This is a genomic window from Streptomyces sp. NPDC091209 (assembly GCF_044757755.1).
Lineage (GTDB): Bacteria > Actinomycetota > Actinomycetes > Streptomycetales > Streptomycetaceae > Streptomyces.
Genome location: NZ_JBIVVR010000007.1, coordinates 62,385 through 78,980, shown reverse-complemented (window position 1 = coordinate 78,980; position 16,596 = coordinate 62,385). Strand labels below are relative to the sequence as shown.

General features: G+C 71.5%; 13 protein-coding genes and 1 pseudogene. 2 read left to right on the top strand and 12 right to left on the bottom strand.

Annotated elements, in window-relative coordinates; genetic code table 11:
* Positions 1 to 78: 78 nt before the first annotated feature.
* Together ACIQRL_RS21315 and ACIQRL_RS21310 are read right to left on the bottom strand one after the other, a co-directional pair.
* Positions 79 to 939, bottom strand: a complete 861-nt coding sequence (locus ACIQRL_RS21315) for an esterase/lipase family protein (protein WP_401333559.1) — start codon at positions 937 to 939, stop codon at positions 79 to 81.
* 170 nt (positions 940 to 1,109) lie between these two features.
* Entirely contained in the window at positions 1,110 to 1,556 is a 447-nt protein-coding gene (locus ACIQRL_RS21310; protein ID WP_401333557.1) for a MarR family winged helix-turn-helix transcriptional regulator, read from the bottom strand.
* 104 nt (positions 1,557 to 1,660) lie between these two features.
* Here ACIQRL_RS21310 and ACIQRL_RS21305 point away from each other — a divergent pair, with 104 nt between their 5' ends.
* A complete protein-coding gene (locus ACIQRL_RS21305) occupies positions 1,661 to 2,035 on the top strand; it encodes a cupin domain-containing protein (protein ID WP_401333555.1) in 375 nt (124 codons plus the stop codon).
* Between the two features lie 64 nt (positions 2,036 to 2,099).
* Here the strand turns inward: ACIQRL_RS21305 and ACIQRL_RS21300 are convergent, their stop codons facing one another.
* The 9 genes and pseudogenes from ACIQRL_RS21300 to ACIQRL_RS21260 form a co-directional block, all read right to left on the bottom strand.
* Positions 2,100 to 3,074, bottom strand: a complete 975-nt coding sequence (locus tag ACIQRL_RS21300) for a DNA polymerase thumb domain-containing protein (protein ID WP_401333552.1) — start codon at positions 3,072 to 3,074, stop codon at positions 2,100 to 2,102.
* Positions 3,071 to 6,607: a DNA polymerase III subunit alpha gene (locus ACIQRL_RS21295; protein WP_401333550.1), complete on the bottom strand. Its 3,537-nt coding sequence runs from the start codon at positions 6,605 to 6,607 to the stop codon at positions 3,071 to 3,073. Before ACIQRL_RS21295 ends, ACIQRL_RS21300 begins: the two co-directional genes overlap by 4 nt.
* 309 nt (positions 6,608 to 6,916) lie before the next feature.
* Positions 6,917 to 7,243: pseudogene (locus ACIQRL_RS21290) on the bottom strand (S1 family peptidase); the annotation flags it as partial.
* A 19-nt stretch (positions 7,244 to 7,262) separates the two neighbouring features.
* Positions 7,263 to 8,144, bottom strand: coding sequence for a slipin family protein (locus ACIQRL_RS21285; RefSeq protein ID WP_401334435.1), 882 nt, complete (start codon positions 8,142 to 8,144; stop codon positions 7,263 to 7,265).
* Between the two features lie 216 nt (positions 8,145 to 8,360).
* Entirely contained in the window at positions 8,361 to 9,260 is a 900-nt protein-coding gene (locus tag ACIQRL_RS21280) for a S1 family peptidase (protein WP_401333548.1), read from the bottom strand.
* 262 nt (positions 9,261 to 9,522) lie between these two features.
* Complete coding sequence (locus tag ACIQRL_RS21275) at positions 9,523 to 10,305, bottom strand: DUF1684 domain-containing protein (RefSeq protein WP_401333545.1); 783 nt, start codon at positions 10,303 to 10,305, stop codon at positions 9,523 to 9,525.
* 4 nt (positions 10,306 to 10,309) lie between these two features.
* Positions 10,310 to 11,641: an LLM class flavin-dependent oxidoreductase gene (locus ACIQRL_RS21270; RefSeq protein WP_401333543.1), complete on the bottom strand. Its 1,332-nt coding sequence runs from the start codon at positions 11,639 to 11,641 to the stop codon at positions 10,310 to 10,312.
* Positions 11,638 to 12,753 (bottom strand): LLM class flavin-dependent oxidoreductase, encoded by a 1,116-nt coding sequence (locus tag ACIQRL_RS21265; RefSeq protein ID WP_401333540.1) that lies wholly within the window; start codon positions 12,751 to 12,753, stop codon positions 11,638 to 11,640. Before ACIQRL_RS21265 ends, ACIQRL_RS21270 begins: the two co-directional genes overlap by 4 nt.
* 608 nt (positions 12,754 to 13,361) lie before the next feature.
* Entirely contained in the window at positions 13,362 to 14,540 is a 1,179-nt protein-coding gene (locus ACIQRL_RS21260) for a DUF5685 family protein (RefSeq protein WP_401333538.1), read from the bottom strand.
* Between the two features lie 289 nt (positions 14,541 to 14,829).
* Here ACIQRL_RS21260 and ACIQRL_RS21255 point away from each other — a divergent pair, with 289 nt between their 5' ends.
* A complete protein-coding gene (locus ACIQRL_RS21255) occupies positions 14,830 to 15,267 on the top strand; it encodes a cell division protein SepF (RefSeq protein WP_401333537.1) in 438 nt (145 codons plus the stop codon).
* Between the two features lie 51 nt (positions 15,268 to 15,318).
* Here ACIQRL_RS21255 and ACIQRL_RS21250 read toward each other — a convergent pair whose 3' ends face one another.
* The gene (locus tag ACIQRL_RS21250; protein WP_401333534.1) at positions 15,319 to 16,509 is read right to left on the bottom strand and encodes an acyl-CoA dehydrogenase family protein; all 1,191 of its coding nucleotides are present in this window, start codon (positions 16,507 to 16,509) and stop codon (positions 15,319 to 15,321) included.
* Between the last annotated feature and the right edge of the window lie 87 nt (positions 16,510 to 16,596).

Here is a 16,596-nt window from a genome sequence, read left to right as displayed (position 1 = left end):
GACGGTCACGCCGGCCTGCTCGGGCGGACGGCCATGGACGTGTCGTCCGCCGAGCACGTCAGCCGGTCAGCCGGCCGGTCAGCTGAACACGGACGCGCAGGTGGTGGTGGAGGCGTGTGCCGGGTCGAGCGCGTTCGCCACCTCGTGGTACGCGATCCGGTCGAAGATCCCGATGGCCACGTGCTCGGAGAGGTCGAGCCCGCACAGGTTCTGCAACAGGACGTTGTGCACGTCGGATCCGCTCAGGAACCCGGAGTCGTACGGCGTGACCACCTCGTCGTGACGGGTGGCGATGACCGTGTAGTGGACGCCGGGGACGGTGTCGCCTCCCGCGTTGAGCTTGGTCAGGAAGGCGGAGCCGGCGATCTGGTCCGCGAGTCCCGGGGTCGCCGCGGACAGCAGGTCCTCCGCGCCCGGGAAGTACGGGAGCAGCTTGGTGAGTCCGTTGAGGGTCGTGCCGTGGTTGTCGGGGGCGATACCGACGAGGGCGTTCACCTTGGCGGCTCCGCCGAGGAACTTGAGGTAGTAGCGGGGCATCATGCCGCCCTGCGAGTGGCCCACCAGGTCGGCCTTGGCCGCGCCGGTCGCGGCGAGCACCTTGTCGACGAAGACCTGAAGCTGCGCGGCCGACTGGTCGATGGGGCCGAGGCCGTTGAAGAGGGGGACGCCGGGCAGCTGCCCGTAGTCGAGGGAGAAGACGCAGTACCCGCGGCTGGTCAGATAGGGCGCGAGGGCCAGCCAGTTGTCGACGGAGTTCCCGAAGGTTCCGTGCACGAGGACGACGGGGCGGGGATGCGCGGCGGACGGCTTGCAGGAGTAGTCGTTCCAGCCACTGCTGGGGGCGGAATCAGCGTGTGCTGTGGCGGCGGGGATGACCGCGACGGTGGCGGTCAGGAGCAGCGCGGCCAGGGGTCTGAGCACTCGCTTCCAGGGCAGCATCGAGTGATCTCCTTGCGGCTCAAGGGAGTTGTGGGGGTGTACGCCCTGTGATCCGGATCACGAGGATGCTGTTCACTCGTCAAGTTACGGGCGAGTAGCAGACGTGTGAAGTTACGCGTCAGTAAAAACTTTCAGTGATAACCGGAGTGACCGTCCTGGTCGACCGACCGTCACCAGGCGGGCCTGATGGGACCGTAGGGCGCGATGCTCAGCAAACGCGTATACAACGCGCGCATTTCGCCCTCTCCCAACACTTCGGCCCATGCCCGCACCGCATCCGCCGCCGCCTCTTCCGCCGCTCGGGTGCACGCCCATCCCAGCTCGGTCAGCACGACGAGCCTGGCCCGCGCGTCGTCGGGATGCGGCCGCCGCTCGACATATCCCTTGCGGACCAGTTCCTCGACGAGCTGACTGGCGGCCTGCTTGGTGACCCCGAGGTGGGCGGCGAGGTCGGTGACCGTCGCCCCGTCCGGCGCGAGCCGCGCGAAGGCGAAGCCGTGCGCGGGCCGCAGCCCGTCGAATCCGCGGGCGATCACACCCTCGTGGATACGTTGCGTCAGCTCGCCGGCGGTGGCGAGCAAGGCGGCGGACAGGGCCATGGCCTCGGAGTTCTGCACGCACGCATTGAAACACCCTTGACGATTTGGTCAAGCTGATTGACTATATTCCTGAACCCTTGGTCAAGCTGCTTGACCGAATATCATCGACCCAGGAGGCACCCGTGCCCGTCGTCCGCTCGTCCGAAGCCGTCGTCCACGAGATCCACGGCGCCCGTTTCGTCTCGTACGCCAACCCGCGCAGCGGCAGCAAGGAACTGTGCGCCTGGCGCGCGGAGATTCCCGCGGGGCATCAGGCCCCCGTACACACCGTCGACCGCGAGGAGATCTTTCTTCTCCTCTCCGGCGAACTGCTGGTCACGCTCGACGGCCGCACCGAGCGGATCACCGCGGGCGACACCGTGATCATCACGCCGGGCGCGACCCTCGGCATCGAGAACCCGACCCAGGAGCCCGCGCTCTCCTGGGTCACCACCTCCATCGGCCTCCAGGCGGAACTGGCCGACGGCTCGGTCCTCACGCCGCCCTGGGCCAACTAGGCCCGCGAGGAAGGCGAGACGGGAGGCCGCTCTCCGAGCGGACCCGCCCGCCCCCGTGCGGACGTCACGCGGCCAGCGTCCCCGGGCCGATCACATGGGGGCCGAACTTCGCCCGCGCCCGGTCCGCGACCTCCTCGATGCGGCGGACCTTCTCGTCGACCGGGTCGAAGGTGAGCTGGTGGGAGGCCTGGGCCGCGGGGGTCAGCCCCTCGGCCCGCAGGACGATCACACGGACCCGGGCGCGCTGGAGACCGAGCGCCTCGTACATGCGGTACGCGGTGCCGGCCAGTGCCGAGGAGTGCGCGGTCGGCTCCTTGAGGGTGCGGCTGCGGGTGGTCGCGGAGCGGTCGGCGTAGCGCACGGTGAGGGTCAGCGTGCGGCAGACCTTCTCCAGGGCGCGCAGCCGGGTGCCGAGTTCCTCGGTCGCGGAGAGCAGGGCGTGGCGGTGCCCGGAGGGGTCCAACTCGTCGTGCTGGAAGGCTCGTTCGGCGGCCAGAGAGCGCGCGGCGGCGTTCGGCACGACCCGGCTCCGGTCGAGGCCGGACGCCTTCTCGCGCAGTTCGCGGCCGGTCCGGACGCCGGTGAGGCGCTGGAGCGTGGACAGGGGCGCGGCCGCGACCTTGCCGATGGTGTCGAGGCCGTACTCGCACAGGGTGCGGGCGGTGGCGCCGCCGACGCCGGGCAGCGCGGCGACGGGCCGGCCGGCGAGGAACTCCGTGACGGCGTCCGGCTCTCCGGGCACCACCCGGGTCACCCCGGGTGCCGCGTCCCGCAGCGCCATCCGCGCGAGCATCGGTCCGGGCCCGGCGCCGACCACGCAGTCGATCCCGTACAGGGCGAGGGTCCGCACCCGGATCAGCGAGGCGAACTCGACGGCACCGCGCCCGAAGTACCGCTCCGCGCCCCGCAGATCGAGCAGCGCGCCGTCGGGTGGCAGCGCCTCGATGACGGGCGTGAACTCCTCCAGTACGCCGAGGAGTCGAGGCAGGGCGGCCTCGTGCGTCGGAGGCAGCTGGAAACGTACGCAGAGGATGGTCATCCCGCACTCCCCGGACTCTGGTGCCACAACTTCTTTCCTCCCGCGGGCCCTTCGCCCGCGGGACGCAGATCGGCCCAGGGGTGCATCTCGTACCCCGTGGACATCCGGATCGTCCGGCCCGCGGCCGGATCACCGTCACTGGGCGTTCCCGCCCGCCGCCGCGACTCCCCCGGGCCGCCCGGCTCCCCCGGCTCCCCCGACCTCTCCGGTGCGGGTTCCGCCAGCCGCGCCGCCACCACGTCGAGGCCGCCCTCGGCGCGCAGCTCGACCAGTTCGGCGAGGTTCCAGGCCGCCGCTCCCACCACGCTGAGGCTGCGCGGGCCGCGGCGCTGCACCACTCCGCGCACGAGCAGCAGCCAGGAGTGGAAGACGGTGTGGGCGCAGGCGTCGTGGGAGTCGTCGAAGAAGGCGAGGTCGACCAGGCCCGTCCCGTCGTCCAGCGTGCTGAAGATGACCCGCTTGCCGGAGCGGATCGGCGGGGTCTGGGTGGCCGCCTTGGCGCCGGCGACCAGGACCGTCTCACCGTGCCGCGCCTCGCGCAGCCGACGCGCCGTGACCACGCCCAACTCCCCCAGGAACGCGCGGTGGTCGTCCATCAGATTGCGTGAGGCGTCCATCGAGAGCACACCCAGCTCGGCGCTCAGCCGTTCCGCCGGGGACAGGTCGGGCAGCCCGGCGGAAGCGGTGTTCCGTCCGCCGGACAGCGGGAGTTGACCGCCGCCCGCGCCTCGGGAGCCGCGGTGCAGTTCGGTCAAGTGGAGTTGCAGATCACGGCGGTTGGCGCCGAACGCGTCCAGCGCGCCGACCTGCGCGAGCCGCTGGGCGAGCGGCCGGCTCGGCCGGGCCCGTTCCCAGAAGTCGAGCAGCGAGGCGTACGGCTGCCCGTCCGCGATCCGCGCGGCCTCGGCCTCACTGATGCCGTGCACGTCGGAGAGCGCCAGCCGGACGCCCCAGCCACCGGCGGGGCGGGAATCCGAACCGGGACCCGAGCCGGGACCCGAACCGGAGTCCGAGCCCTTGGATTCAGACATCAGTTCGATTCGATGGGCGACCACCGACCGGTTCACGTCCAATGGCAGGATCGGCACCCCGCGCCGCCGCGCGTCCGCCAGCAGCAGCCGCTTCGGGTACATCCCGGGGTCGTGCGTGAGCAACCCGGCGTAGAAGGCGGCCGGGTGATGGGCCTTCAGCCACGCCGACTGGTACGTCGGGACGGCGAAGGCGACGGCGTGCGCCTTGCAGAAGCCGTACGACCCGAAGGCCTCGACGATCTCCCAGGTCCGCGCGACGGTCTCGGCGTCGTACCCCTTCAGCGCCGCGTGCTGCGCGAACCAGAACCGGATCCGTCCCTGCGACTCGGGATCGGAGAGCCCGCGGCGCACCCGGTCCGCCTCGTCGCGCCCGCAGCCGGTCATGATGTCGACGATGTCGATGATCTGCTCGTGGAAGACGACGACTCCGTACGTCTCCTTCAGCGGCCCCTCCAGGTCCGGGTGCGGATAGCGGACCGGCGCCCGGCCGTGCCGCGCCTCGATGAACGGCCGCACCATATCGGCGGCGACCGGCCCGGGCCGGAAGAGCGAGATGTCGACGACGAGGTCGTGGAAGGTCGCGGGCTGCAGGCGTCCGACCAGGTCACGCTGTCCCGGCGACTCGATCTGGAAGCAGCCCAGCGTCTCGGTGGACTGGATCAGCCGGTACGTCGCCGGGTCACCCGGCGCCACCGCGTCGATGTCCGGCCGGTCCCCCGTGGCCCGCGCCACCTCGGCCACCGCGTGCGCCATCGCGGACTGCATCCGCACGCCCAGCACGTCGAGCTTGAGCAGCCCGAGGTCCTCGACGTCCTCCTTGTCGAACTGCGACATGGGCAGACCCTCACCGCTGGTCGGCATGACCGGCGTACGGGCGAGCAGGGAGGCGTCGGAGAGGAGCACCCCGCACGGGTGCATGGCGATGCCGCGCGGGAGGGCGTCGAGGGATTCGACCAGGTCCCACAGCTTGCCGTACCGGTCCTTCTCCCCGGCCAGTTCGCGCAGTTCGGGGAGTTCGTCCATGGCCGCGCGGGCGTCACGGGCGCGGATGTGCGGGAAGGCCTTGGCGATCCGGTCGATCTCGGCCGGGTCCAGGGAGAGGGCGGCGCCCACATCGCGGATGGCGTGCCGGACCCGGTAGGTCTCGGGCATGGAGACGGTCGCGACCCGCTCGGTGCCGAACCGGCCGATGATCGCGCGGTAGACCTCCAGACGGCGCGCGGACTCCACGTCGATGTCGATGTCGGGCAGCACCGGGCGGCGCTTGGACAGGAAGCGTTCCATCAGCAGCCGGTGCTCGACGGGATCGGCGTGCGCGATGCCGAGGAGATGGTTGACCAGGGAGCCGGCCCCGGAGCCGCGCGCCGCGACCCGGATGCCCATCTCCCGTACATCGTCCACCACTTGAGCGACCGTCAGGAAGTAGGTGGCGAAGTTGTGGTGGGCGATGATGTCCAGCTCGTGGTGCATCCGTTCCCAGTACGCGCGCCGCCCGGCGTAGCCGCGCAGCACCATGCCCGCCGTCGCCCGGGAGGCCAGGACGCGCTGGGCGGTGCGCCGGTCCGCGCCGACGAGATGCGGTTCGGGGAAGTGCACGCCGCCGATGCCGAGGTCGCCCTCGGGGTCGACACGGCATGCGGCGGCGGTGGCCCGCGTCTGTTCGAGCAGCCGGTGCGCGGTGTCACGGCGGTAGCCCGCCGCCTCGACGATCCGTTCGGCGGCGCCCAGCATGGCGGCCTCGTCCTTGAGCCAGGCCTCGCCAGAGTCCAGCTCGCGCCGGGGGTCGACGGGGACGAGCCGGCGGGCGGCGTCCAGGACGTCGGCGACCGGGCCGAGGCCCGCGTCGGCGTACCGGACGGCGTTGCTGAGCACGGGACGTACCCGCTGCTCGGCGGCGAAGCCGACCATGCGGGCGGCGAGGCGCAGGGAGCCGGGGCCGGTGCCCTGACGGCCGTGCCAGACGGCTTCGAGGCGCAGTGCGTCGCCGTAGATCTCCCGCCAGGGCGCGAGCAGCCCGGCCGCGCGGTCGGGGCGGCCCGCGGCGAGTGCGCGGCCGACGTCGGAGTCCGGGCCGAGCAGCACGGTCAGGCCTTCGGCGTGGTTGTCCGGCCAGGGCAGGAGCGGCGGGCCGCCCTCCCGGCCGCCCGCATGCGTCGCCGTGACGATTCTGCAGAGGTCGGCCCAGCCGGCCGCGCCGTCCCGGGCGAGGAAGGTCACCCGGGGTGTCGACTCGTCGATGAAGGCACCGCCGCGCACCGGGGTGCGGCGCCGTTCCCCCCGCGCGGGCTCCCCGACCGCCAGATCCACGCCGAACAACGGGCGGATGCCCGCCTTCGCACAGGCCTTGGCGAACCGGACCGAGCCCGCGAGGGTGTCCCGGTCGGTGAGCGCGAGGGCGTCCATACCCCGCTCTGCGGCGCGCGCGACGAGGCGCTCCGGGTGCGAGGCCCCGTACCGCAGGGAGAACCCGGAGGCGGTGTGCAGATGCGTGAATCCCGGCACGCACACCTCCTGACCTGTGAGCCTTTACGACTCTCGAACGCTTGTTCCCAACTGCCCCACCCCCACCATAGACCAATTCTCGAACGCTTGTGCGATACCCGTTCGAACCCGTCCCACCTGCGCAAACACCGGACGGCTCAGCCGCGGGACACGTCGCGGACCGTCGGAGCCGACGCCCTTCGCGCATCCGGCGTGCGGCTTCCGCGGCCGGGAGAGCCCGGGAGCCCCGCCCCCGGGGAGGCCGGGCCGGGAAGGCTGGACCGTAGACGCGGGAAGGCTGGGCCGTAGAGGCGGGACCCGGGAAGGCCGTCAGCCGATCTGGGCGCCGAAGGCCGAGAGCGCCTCGGTCACCGGCTGGAAGAGCGCCTCGGTCACCGGCCGGAAGAAGGTCTCGCCGCCCGCGGTGCAGTCGCCGCTGCCGCCGGAGGTGAGGCCGATCGCGGTGTCGCCGGAGAAGAGCGAGCCGCCACTGTCGCCGGGCTCGGCGCAGACGTCGGTCCGGACGAGGCCGTTGACCACATCGCCGTTGCCGTAGTTCACGGTGGCGTCCAGGCCGGTGACCGTGCCGTCGAGCACATGGGTCGTGGAGCCGCTGCGGGTCACCTTCCTGCCGACGGTGGCGTCACCCGCCTTGGTTTTGCTTCCGGCCGACGGACTACTCGGGTCGGGAATCGGGCGTCCGCTCAGGAACGGCGGGCTGCTCAGGAACGGCGGGCCGCTGGGGATCGGCGGACTGCCGGGGACCGGGAGCACGCTCGGGCACGACCGGCGGCTGTCCGGACTGCGCGCGTTCCAGGAAGCGCAGCAGTTCCACCGGGAAGGGCAGGACGAGTGTGGAGTTCTTCTCGGCCGCGACGGCCACCACCGTCTGCAGCAGGCGCAGTTGGAGCGCGGCCGGCTGTTCCGACATCACCTCGGCGGCCTCCGCGAGCTTCTTGGAAGCCTGCAACTCCGCGTCCGCGTTGATGACCCGGGCGCGCCGCTCACGGTCCGCCTCGGCCTGCCGGGCCATGGACCGCTTCATCGTCTCCGGCAGCGACACGTCCTTGATCTCGACCCGGTCGATCTGCACGCCCCAGCCGATCGCCGGACTGTCGATCATCAACTCCAGCCCCTGGTTGAGCTGTTCACGGCTGGACAGCAGGTCGTCCAGGTCGCTCTTGCCGATGATCGACCGCAGTGACGTCTGGGCCATCTGGGAGACCGCGAAGCGGTAGTCCTCGACCTGGATGACCGCGTCGGCCGCGTCCACCACCTTGAAGTAGACGACCGCGTCCACCCGGACCGTGACGTTGTCCCGGGTGATGCCCTCCTGCGCGGGCACCGGCATCGTGACGATCTGCATGTTGACCTTGCGCAGCCGGTCCACGAACGGCACGACCATGGTGAACCCGGGGCCGCGCACCTCGGAGCGCAACTTGCCGAGCCGCAGCACCACGCCCCGTTCGTACTGTTTGACGACGCGGGCGCCGGCCATCGCGTAGACCAGCCCCACGGACACGACGGAGACTCCCGCCGCCACCAGTTCCTCGACCATCACGGCCCCCCAGGGTCCGACGTGGGCGTACCGGGCATGCGTGTACAGCGTGCGCTTCGAAGGTAGACCCGTCACCGGAACAAGGGCGAGCCCCCGCACGCCGGTTGCGTGCGGGGGCTCGCCTGTTCGCCTGCGTGGGTCCGGTCGCGCGGAATCCCGTGGGGGGTGCCGGCCGTAGGGGTCGACGAACGGCCGGTCCGTCGCGCGACCGGTCGGTCAGCCGACGCTCACGCCGTAGTAGCTCAGCGCCTCGGTGACCGGCTGGAAGAAGGTCGTACCGCCGGAGGTGCAGTCGCCGCTGCCGCCGGAGGTCAGACCGTAGGCGACGCTGCCGCCGTACAGGGGGCCGCCGCTGTCCCCGCCCTCGGCGCAGACCGTGGTCTGGATCATGCCGTAGACGACGTCACCACTGCCGTAGTTGACGGTGGCGTTCAGAGCAGTGACCCTGCCGCTGTGCGTTCCGGTGGTCGAGCCGCGACGGTAGACCGTCGTGCCCACGCTGGGCGTGGCCGCGCTGCTGATCGTCTGGCTGCCGACCGCGCTCGGGTGCGCGACCGAGGTGTTGGTGTAGCGGACCAGCGCGAAGTCGTTGGTCGGGAAGCTGTAGCCGACGTTCGTGCCCAGCGTCGTGGTGTGACCCGAGTTGGAGTACCAGGTGGAGGCGACCTGACCGCAGTGGCCGGCGGTCAGGAAGTAGTAGGTGCTCCCGCTGTGCACGTTGAAACCGAGCGAACAGCGGTAGGAACCGCCGTAGATGGCGTCGCCGCCGGTGATCAGCGGCTTGAAGGTGCCCGAGGTGTGCTTGATGGTCAGCGCGGCCGCGTTGCCGCCCGCTTCCTGCTTGATCTTCGCGATCTCCGCCTTCGAGACCGTGCTGTCGACGGTGACGACCACGCGGTTCGTCTTGGCGTCGACCGCCCAAGCGGTGCCCGCGACATCGGACTTGAGTACCGACTGTTTGGCACTGCTCAGCTGGGTGGCGCTGAACGTCTGGGCGTCGGACGCGTTCGCGCTGGGGACCGCGAACGCTGCGGCGGCGACGAGTCCGGTGGTCACGGCGATCAGCCGGCTCCGTCTCGCTATGCCACTGCGGGGGGTGGTGCGCTTGATCCTCACGTTTCATTCCTCCGAAGGGAAGTAAGGGGCCCTCATGTCGTGGGGTTGGGGCCCGTGAGGCGCAGCCGGGAGCCGCTGTCCGGATTCCGAACAAGCCATGCCCCTGACAAGCGCTGAGGGGGAGTATTCGGCGGCACGGCCGACGGGCACAAGGGCGCCTTTCGGCCGTGCAGCGTTCAACTTGCTTCCATACAAAGGAGGTTGATCATCGGACCACTGAAGGCATCAGATTTCCCCCGCGCCTTCGGGAGTCCCGGAGGCCTCAGACCGATCGGCGCTCCCCCGCCGCGACAGCCACCCTCAGCGTATTTCCGGGCGGCGGGAACGGACAGACGAAATGGTCGGCGAACGCGCACGGTGGAAGCACGGCCCGGTTGAAGTCCACCGTCGTACGCCCCTCGGCGTCGGGCGCCGCCGGGCGCAGGAAGCGGAAGCGGTAACTGCTGTCCCCGCTGGTGGTGTCGGCGAAGACGGCCCACAGCGAGCCGTCGCTCTCGACCGACACCTGGAGGGTGAGGTCCTGCCCGTCCAGGGTGAAGGCGAGGACTCCGCCGAGGGCCAGCCCGCGGGCGACTCCGTCGGCGTTCTCGACACGCACGGTACGGCCCTCGCCGTACGGGGTGAAGTGTCCGGGCACCGACCAGCGCGCTTCGTAGGGGGTCGCCTCGATGCCCGCGAAAGCCTGCCGGGCGGGTGCCGCGGGGTCGTAGCGGCGTACGCCCCAGATCCCCTCGCGCACCAGGACGACGAAGCGCCGCTCCCCGTGCCCGGCGCGGGCCGCGCCGGCCGGTCCGTAGTCGGCGTCCAGCACGATGTCGCCGGTGAACGGCTTGCCGTCGACCGTGATCCCTTCCTCGGCGATCGCCGTCAGGGCCACTCCGTCGTCCCTGACGGCCCAATGCCCCGGGATGTCCGGAAGTCGCCCTTCCGGATAGTCCTCGATCCAGTGCGTTCCGGTGAGCGCGAGCGGGCCGTACGGCGCGGACACCGTCGCGACACGGTGCTCCTGCCAGTGCTTCCAGTCCTCGGGTGCGTCCGTCGTCATGTGATCAACCCTTCCATACGGGCTCGGCCAGGCCGAGGTGCGAGCGCAACGTGGTGCCCGTGTATTCGGTCCGGAACGCTCCGCGCTCCTGGAGCAGCGGGACCACCCGGTCCACGAACTCGTCGAGTCCACCCGGTGTGGCAGGGGGGACGAGGACGAAGCCGTCGGCGGCACCGGTCCGCACGCCCTCGTCGAGCGCGGCGGCGACCGCCTCCGGCGTGCCGACGATCGGCCCGCGTCCGGACGTCTCGATGACGGTCTGCCGGACGGACAGGCTCTCGGCGGCCCGCTCCCGGGCCTCGGCCGCGGTGTCGCCGAGCACGAAGCCGACCACGGGCATGATCTTCAGCTCCTCGGGCGACCGGCCGTACGCCGCCAGCCGCTCCTTCATCTCGGCGCGGAACACCCGACCCGCCTCCAGGGCCCCGTGCAGGGAGCCGTGTCCTCCCGGGAATCCGTCTCCGGATCCCCCCTCGACGAGGACGACGTCGGCGGCGCGGGCCGCGAACTCCCGTCCCTCCGGCGAGTCCCCCGCGTGGATGACCACGGGATGTCCCTGCGGCGGGCGCGGCACGGTGAAATCGCCCGCGATGTCGAAGTACCGGCCCCGGTACGCGATCGGGCGGGACACCCCGCCGGGAGTCCAGGAGTCCCACAACTCCCTTGCCGCCTCGACGCATTCGGCGGCCCGCGGGTACCGGGCCGCGATGTCCGGACAGCCACCGCGGCGGAGGTTCTCCGCGGTGGAGGCGTCCGTCGCGGCCACCACGTTCCAGGCGGCCCGGCCCTCGCTGAGATGGTCCAGCGTGGCGAGCCTGCGGGCGAGTTCGTACGGCTCGTCGAAGACCGCGTCGGCCGTGGCGGCGAGCCCCAGCCGTTCGGTGACGGCGGCGAGCGCGTTGAGGACCGTGATCGCCTCGGGCCGGCCCACGACGTCCGGGGCCCGGACGCTCCCTTCGCGGTCGGGCGACGGCCGTCCCCCGGCGAGGAGCAGGAAGTCGAACAGACCGCGCTCGGCGGTGCGCGCGAGACCTTCGAAGGAGGCGAAGTCGACCGGAGACGAGGAGCGCCGGCCGGTCGCCGGGCCGGTCGCGTCACCGGCACCCGGCCGTACGGTGGTGCCCCTGGCACCTGGCCGTACGGTGCTGTTGCCGAGCCCCGGCCGGACGGTGGCGCTGCCGAGCCCCGGCCGGACGGTGGCGCTGCCGACGCCCGCCCGGACGGTGGCGTCGACGGCGCCCGCCCGTACGGTGGTGTCGACGGCGCCCGCCCGTACGGTGGTGTCGACGGCGCCCGGAAGGCGGACGGCGAGGTGCATCCGGGCGCGTACGCTCATGAGGCTCTCCTCGCCCCGGCGTACCGGTTGGCGGGCCGGGCGAGCCCCAGATGTTCCCTGAGGGTGCTGCCCGGATAGAAGGTGCGGAACAGTCCGCGGTGCTGGAGCAGCGCGACCGTTCCGTTGACGAGCCGCTCCAGGTCGCGGCGCGGCTCGACGGGCGTGAGGTGGAAGCCGTCGACGGCGTCCGCCCGGTGCCAGGCGGCGATCAGTTCGGCGAGGCCGACGGGGCCGCCGCGGTACAGCGGACCCCGCGCGGTCTGCCGGGCTCCGCCTCCGCCGTGGCCGGGCTCGACCGCGCACTCGCCTTCTCCGAGGTCGACGCCGAGCCCGGCGAGGACGCGCAGTTCATCGGGGTCACGCCCGAACCTGGCTGCCTTGTCCCGCAGTTCGGCGCGTACGGCCTGTACCTGGGCCGGGCCCGCTACCCGCACCAGCGCCACGTCCGCGTACCGGGCCGCGGTCCGCCGGGCGGACACCTCGGTCGCGTCGACGACCCGGACGGGGTGCCCCTGCGGGGGCCGCGGAACGGTCGAGGGTCCCTTCACGGAGAACGTGCCGCCCTCGAAGTCGACCTGGTGCAGCCTGTTCCGGTCGACGCGGCGGCCGGTGACCCCGTCCCCCGTCTCGGCGCCGTCCTCCCGGCTGTCCCAGAGCCGCGCGGCCACGTCGGCGACCTCTCCCGCCTCCCGCCACAGCGCGTCGAGGGACGGCGAGGACGTCATCCGGTCGTGCGGAGGCGGCAGTTCGGAGGTACCGCGGCCGAACAGCCTGGCCTCCGCCGCGGTCCTCGACACCTCGATCTGCCAGCCGGCCCGGCCGCGGCTGACCCAGTCGAGGGTCGCGACGGCCGCCTGGACGTAAAAGGGCTCGGTGTGTGTGGTGGTGACGGTCGGCACCAGACCGATCCGGCCGGTGACGGGCGCGACCCGGGAGAGCACGGCGAGCGCGTCGAGTCCCGGCCGCGCGAAGGTGTCCCCGAGGGTGACGAAGTCCAGGGCGCCACGCTCCGCGAGCTGCGTCTGCTCCACGAAGGAGGCGGCGCCAGGGGCCGCTCGCCGGTCGAGGGCGGCGGCCAGATGCAGGAGCGCCCGGCCGCGCGACGCGGTCATCGGACCACCCCGGCGGCGGTGTTCGGGAAGCCGGTGCGGCGCCGCGGCACGAAGTGCGGGGCGGCCGCCCGGTCCGGGGCGACGGCCGCCCCGGTGAGGGTGTCGGAGAACATGCGAAAGCTCCGTGATGCGTCGAGTCGAGCACGGGTGCCTTCACACAGATCGCGCGGATCGCACAGATCGCGCGGAACACGGGGTGCCCGAGGGCACCGCACGGCCGAGCCCCTCAGCGGGGCCGTGGTGGCACGAGAGTACGGGGCCGTTTCCCCTCGATGTCAAGGCTGTCCATACTCTGAGCCTTACGTCTCAAGCGAGTTGACGCGCAAACGGATGCCTGTTCCACTTGCCCCATGGATTCGCAGCAGTGGCTGGTCAAGCGCTCCCACATCGACCTCGGTCGAGTGTGGTCCGCCTCCTGTTGAGCTGACCCCCTGCGCGCTCGTCCGGGACGGGCGCCTTCCGGCGTTTCCCCTTTCTCCTTGCCCCCGCCTTCACACACGCGCACCCCTCCCCTCATTTCGGTGACATCCCCCTTCGGTGTCATCTCCTTCGGTGTCATCTCCTTCGGTGTCATCTCCTTCGGTGTCACCGCAGAGCTCCACCCCCGGTCACAACCCGCAGTCGCAACACGAGCAGCACTCGCAGCATTCACAGCACTGGCACGCCTCGCAGCAACTGCAGTCGCAGTCACAGTCGTTCAGGCATCCTTCGCGCTTCTTGCGCGACCACGGCCCTTCGTACTCGCCGGCGCAGCACATCTTGCAGGTGCAGCACAGTCCGACGGCGGCGGCGCAGCCGGCCCAGAATCCGCGCTTGCCGGGGGTCGGGGGCTGGAAGGACGGCCCGCCGCCGAAGGGGTTGCCGCCGCCGTACGGGTTGCCGCCGTGCTGGGGCGGAGGCCCGAACGAGCCCTCCGCCGGGTGCCCGCACGCCGACGTCCCGAACGCGCGGTCCACCGAGCGGCCCAGTTCGTGGGCGAGCAGCACATGCGCCAGCCTGCCGTCGGTGAACTCGGCCTCCCGCAGGGCGAGCCGTATACCGTGCAGGGCGTCGTCGGCGAGCCGGCGCGCCTCGGTGAGCGAGGTGCCGGTGGCCGTGAGCGGATTCCAGGCACCTGACGCGGCGTCGGTCTCCCTGTCCTCCACGGCGTCCAGCAGATGGGCGAGCCGCCCGAAGAGCCTCCCCGCCTCGGCCAGTGGTGCCGCGTTGCCGGGGCGGCCCGCGAGCGCGGCGGTGTGCGCGAAGGCCGCGGCGGTGGCGGTCTCGGTGGGTTCGGTGACGGTCAACAACGGCGTTCCTGGCCCGGCCAGCGCCTCGATCCCGACCTGCCGGTCCACCGCGTCGACGAGCACGGCCGTGTCGAAGCCGACGGCGGATCCCGTACGTTCCCCGGCCCTTCCCCAGCTCGCGGCCACCCGGCGGGCGGCGACCGCGACCGGCCTGCGCGCCAGGAGGCCGTCCCCGTCGGCGACGTGGTCGCGCACCTTCGCCGAGGCGAGCACCAGCGAGACGGCGGCGGCGAGGCGCGCGCCCTCGCCCTGCGCGACGGAGGCGGTCCGCATGCCGCGCAGCGGACAGGGCCCGGCGGTGCGCCGCCATCCCGTGGCGCGCTCGGCCTGAGCCTCCGTCAGAACCGATATCAGCAGGCCGTCATAGTTGGTGACCACCCGCGCGAACTGGCCGTGGTCCCCGCGCAGCGCGAGACACAGCCCGCACAAATGCGCCATCCACTGCGTCTTGAGCCCTTCACCGAGGCGATGACTGCAGGGCCTCACGATTCCGAACACGACACTCCCCCGTGACACGTACGACGTTGAGGTGCGGCATCGTATCGAGCACTCCGTTCACCCGAACGCACCCCTCATCACCCGGTCGCCGCGAGAAATCATATTTCACTCTCAGTCAGCAGCCGTACCCCGTACGACCCTTGGGGGGCGCGGGCTCTCGACGGATTCGCTGTGCACCAGTACCGTCACGAAACCCCCACGCGGCGTCTATCCACTTGGCGCGACATCCGCATCATGGACGACCATGGGGATGCGGAAGCACGAAAGACCGCTGTGAGAGGAGGCGTCCATGGGATCGGTGCGCAAGGCGAGTGCCTGGCTTGGCCTCGTAGACGACAACGATGACGAGCGTTACTACGACGACGACTACGCCGAGGGTCAGGACTCCGGCGACGCGTGGGTCACCGACCCGCGCGTGAAGGTTGCTTCCGAGACGGCGGAGGAGAAGGGCCGCCGGATCGGCACGGTCACCCCGGACAGCTTCCGGGACGCACGCGGTATCGGCGAACTCTTCCGGGACGGCGTCCCGGTCATCATCAACCTCACGTCCATGGAGGCCTCCGACGCCAAGCGCGTGGTGGACTTCGCGGCCGGCCTGACCTTCGGCCTGCGCGGCACCATCGAGCGGGTCGCGACCCGGGTCTTCCTGCTGACCCCGGCCAACACGGAGATCGTCAGCGGCGAGGCCGCGAGCCGTCGCACGGACGGTTTCTTCAACCAGAGCTGAGGCAGGGCCGCTCACCGGCCCTGCCTTGCCGGGGCTTCACGAGCGGGGCCTTCACCTGAACGCGTCGAGCCCGGTGAGCGCCTTGCCCAGCACGAGCTGATGCATTTCGACGGTGCCCTCGTAGGTGAGCACCGACTCCAGGTTCGTGGCGTGCCGCATCACGGGGTATTCGAGGGAGATCCCGTTGGCGCCGAGAATCGTGCGCGAGGTACGGCAGATCTCGATGGCCTCGCGTACGTTGTTGAGCTTGCCGAAGCTGATCTGCTCGGGGCGGAGCCGTCCCGCGTCCATGCGGCGGCCCAGGTGATGGGCGAGCAGGATCCCCTTGTGCAGTTCGACGGCCATGTCGGCGAGTTTGGCCTGGGTGAGCTGGAAGCCGCCGATGGGGCGCCCGAACTGCTCACGCGTCTTCGCGTAGGCGACGGCGGACTCGAAGCTGGATCGCGCCGCGCCCATGGCGCCCCACACGATGCCGTACCGCGCGTGCGAGAGGCAGCCGAGCGGGCCCTTGAGGCCGACGACGTCGGGCAGGACGGCGTCGGCCGGCAGCCGCACGTCGTCGAGGACCAGCTCACTGGTCACGCTCGCCCGCAGGGACCACTTGTGCTTGATCTCGGGCGCGGAGAACCCGGGCACGTCGGTGGGCACGACGAATCCGCGGATGCCGTCGTCGGTCTGCGCCCAGACGACGGCGACTCCGGCGACGGAACCGTTGGTGATCCACATCTTGCGCCCGTTGAGGACCCAGTCCCCGCCGTCGCGCTTGGCGTGCGTCCGCATCGAGCCGGGGTCGGAGCCGTGGTCCGGCTCGGTCAGTCCGAAGCACCCGATGATCTCGCCGGAGGCCATGCGCGGCAGCCAGGTCAGCTTCTGCTCCTCGCTGCCGAACCGGTGGATGGCGTACATGGCGAGGGAGCCCTGCACCGAGACGAGCGAACGGATCCCGGAGTCGGCCGCTTCGAGCTCCAGACAGGCGAGGCCGTACTGCACGGCGCTGGCCCCCGCGCACCCGTACCCCTGGAGCGACATGCCGAGGGCGCCGATACCGCCGAGTTCCCGTGCCAGTTCCCGGATGCCGGGCAGCTCGCCCTTCTCGTACCAGTCGGCGACGTACGGCAGCACCCGGTCCGCGGCCCAGGTCCGCACGGTGTCGCGGATGGCCAGATCCTCCGCGTCCAGCAGGTCGTCGATCCCGAGCGGATCGGCGGGGTCGAAGGGCGGCAGCTTCGAGGACGCGGACATACGACAGCCTCCGGCAGGGTAATAACTAGCACCGCTAGTTAAGAATCTCGACCCGACGTTACGACGCAGTGTCCCGCAAGTCCAGGC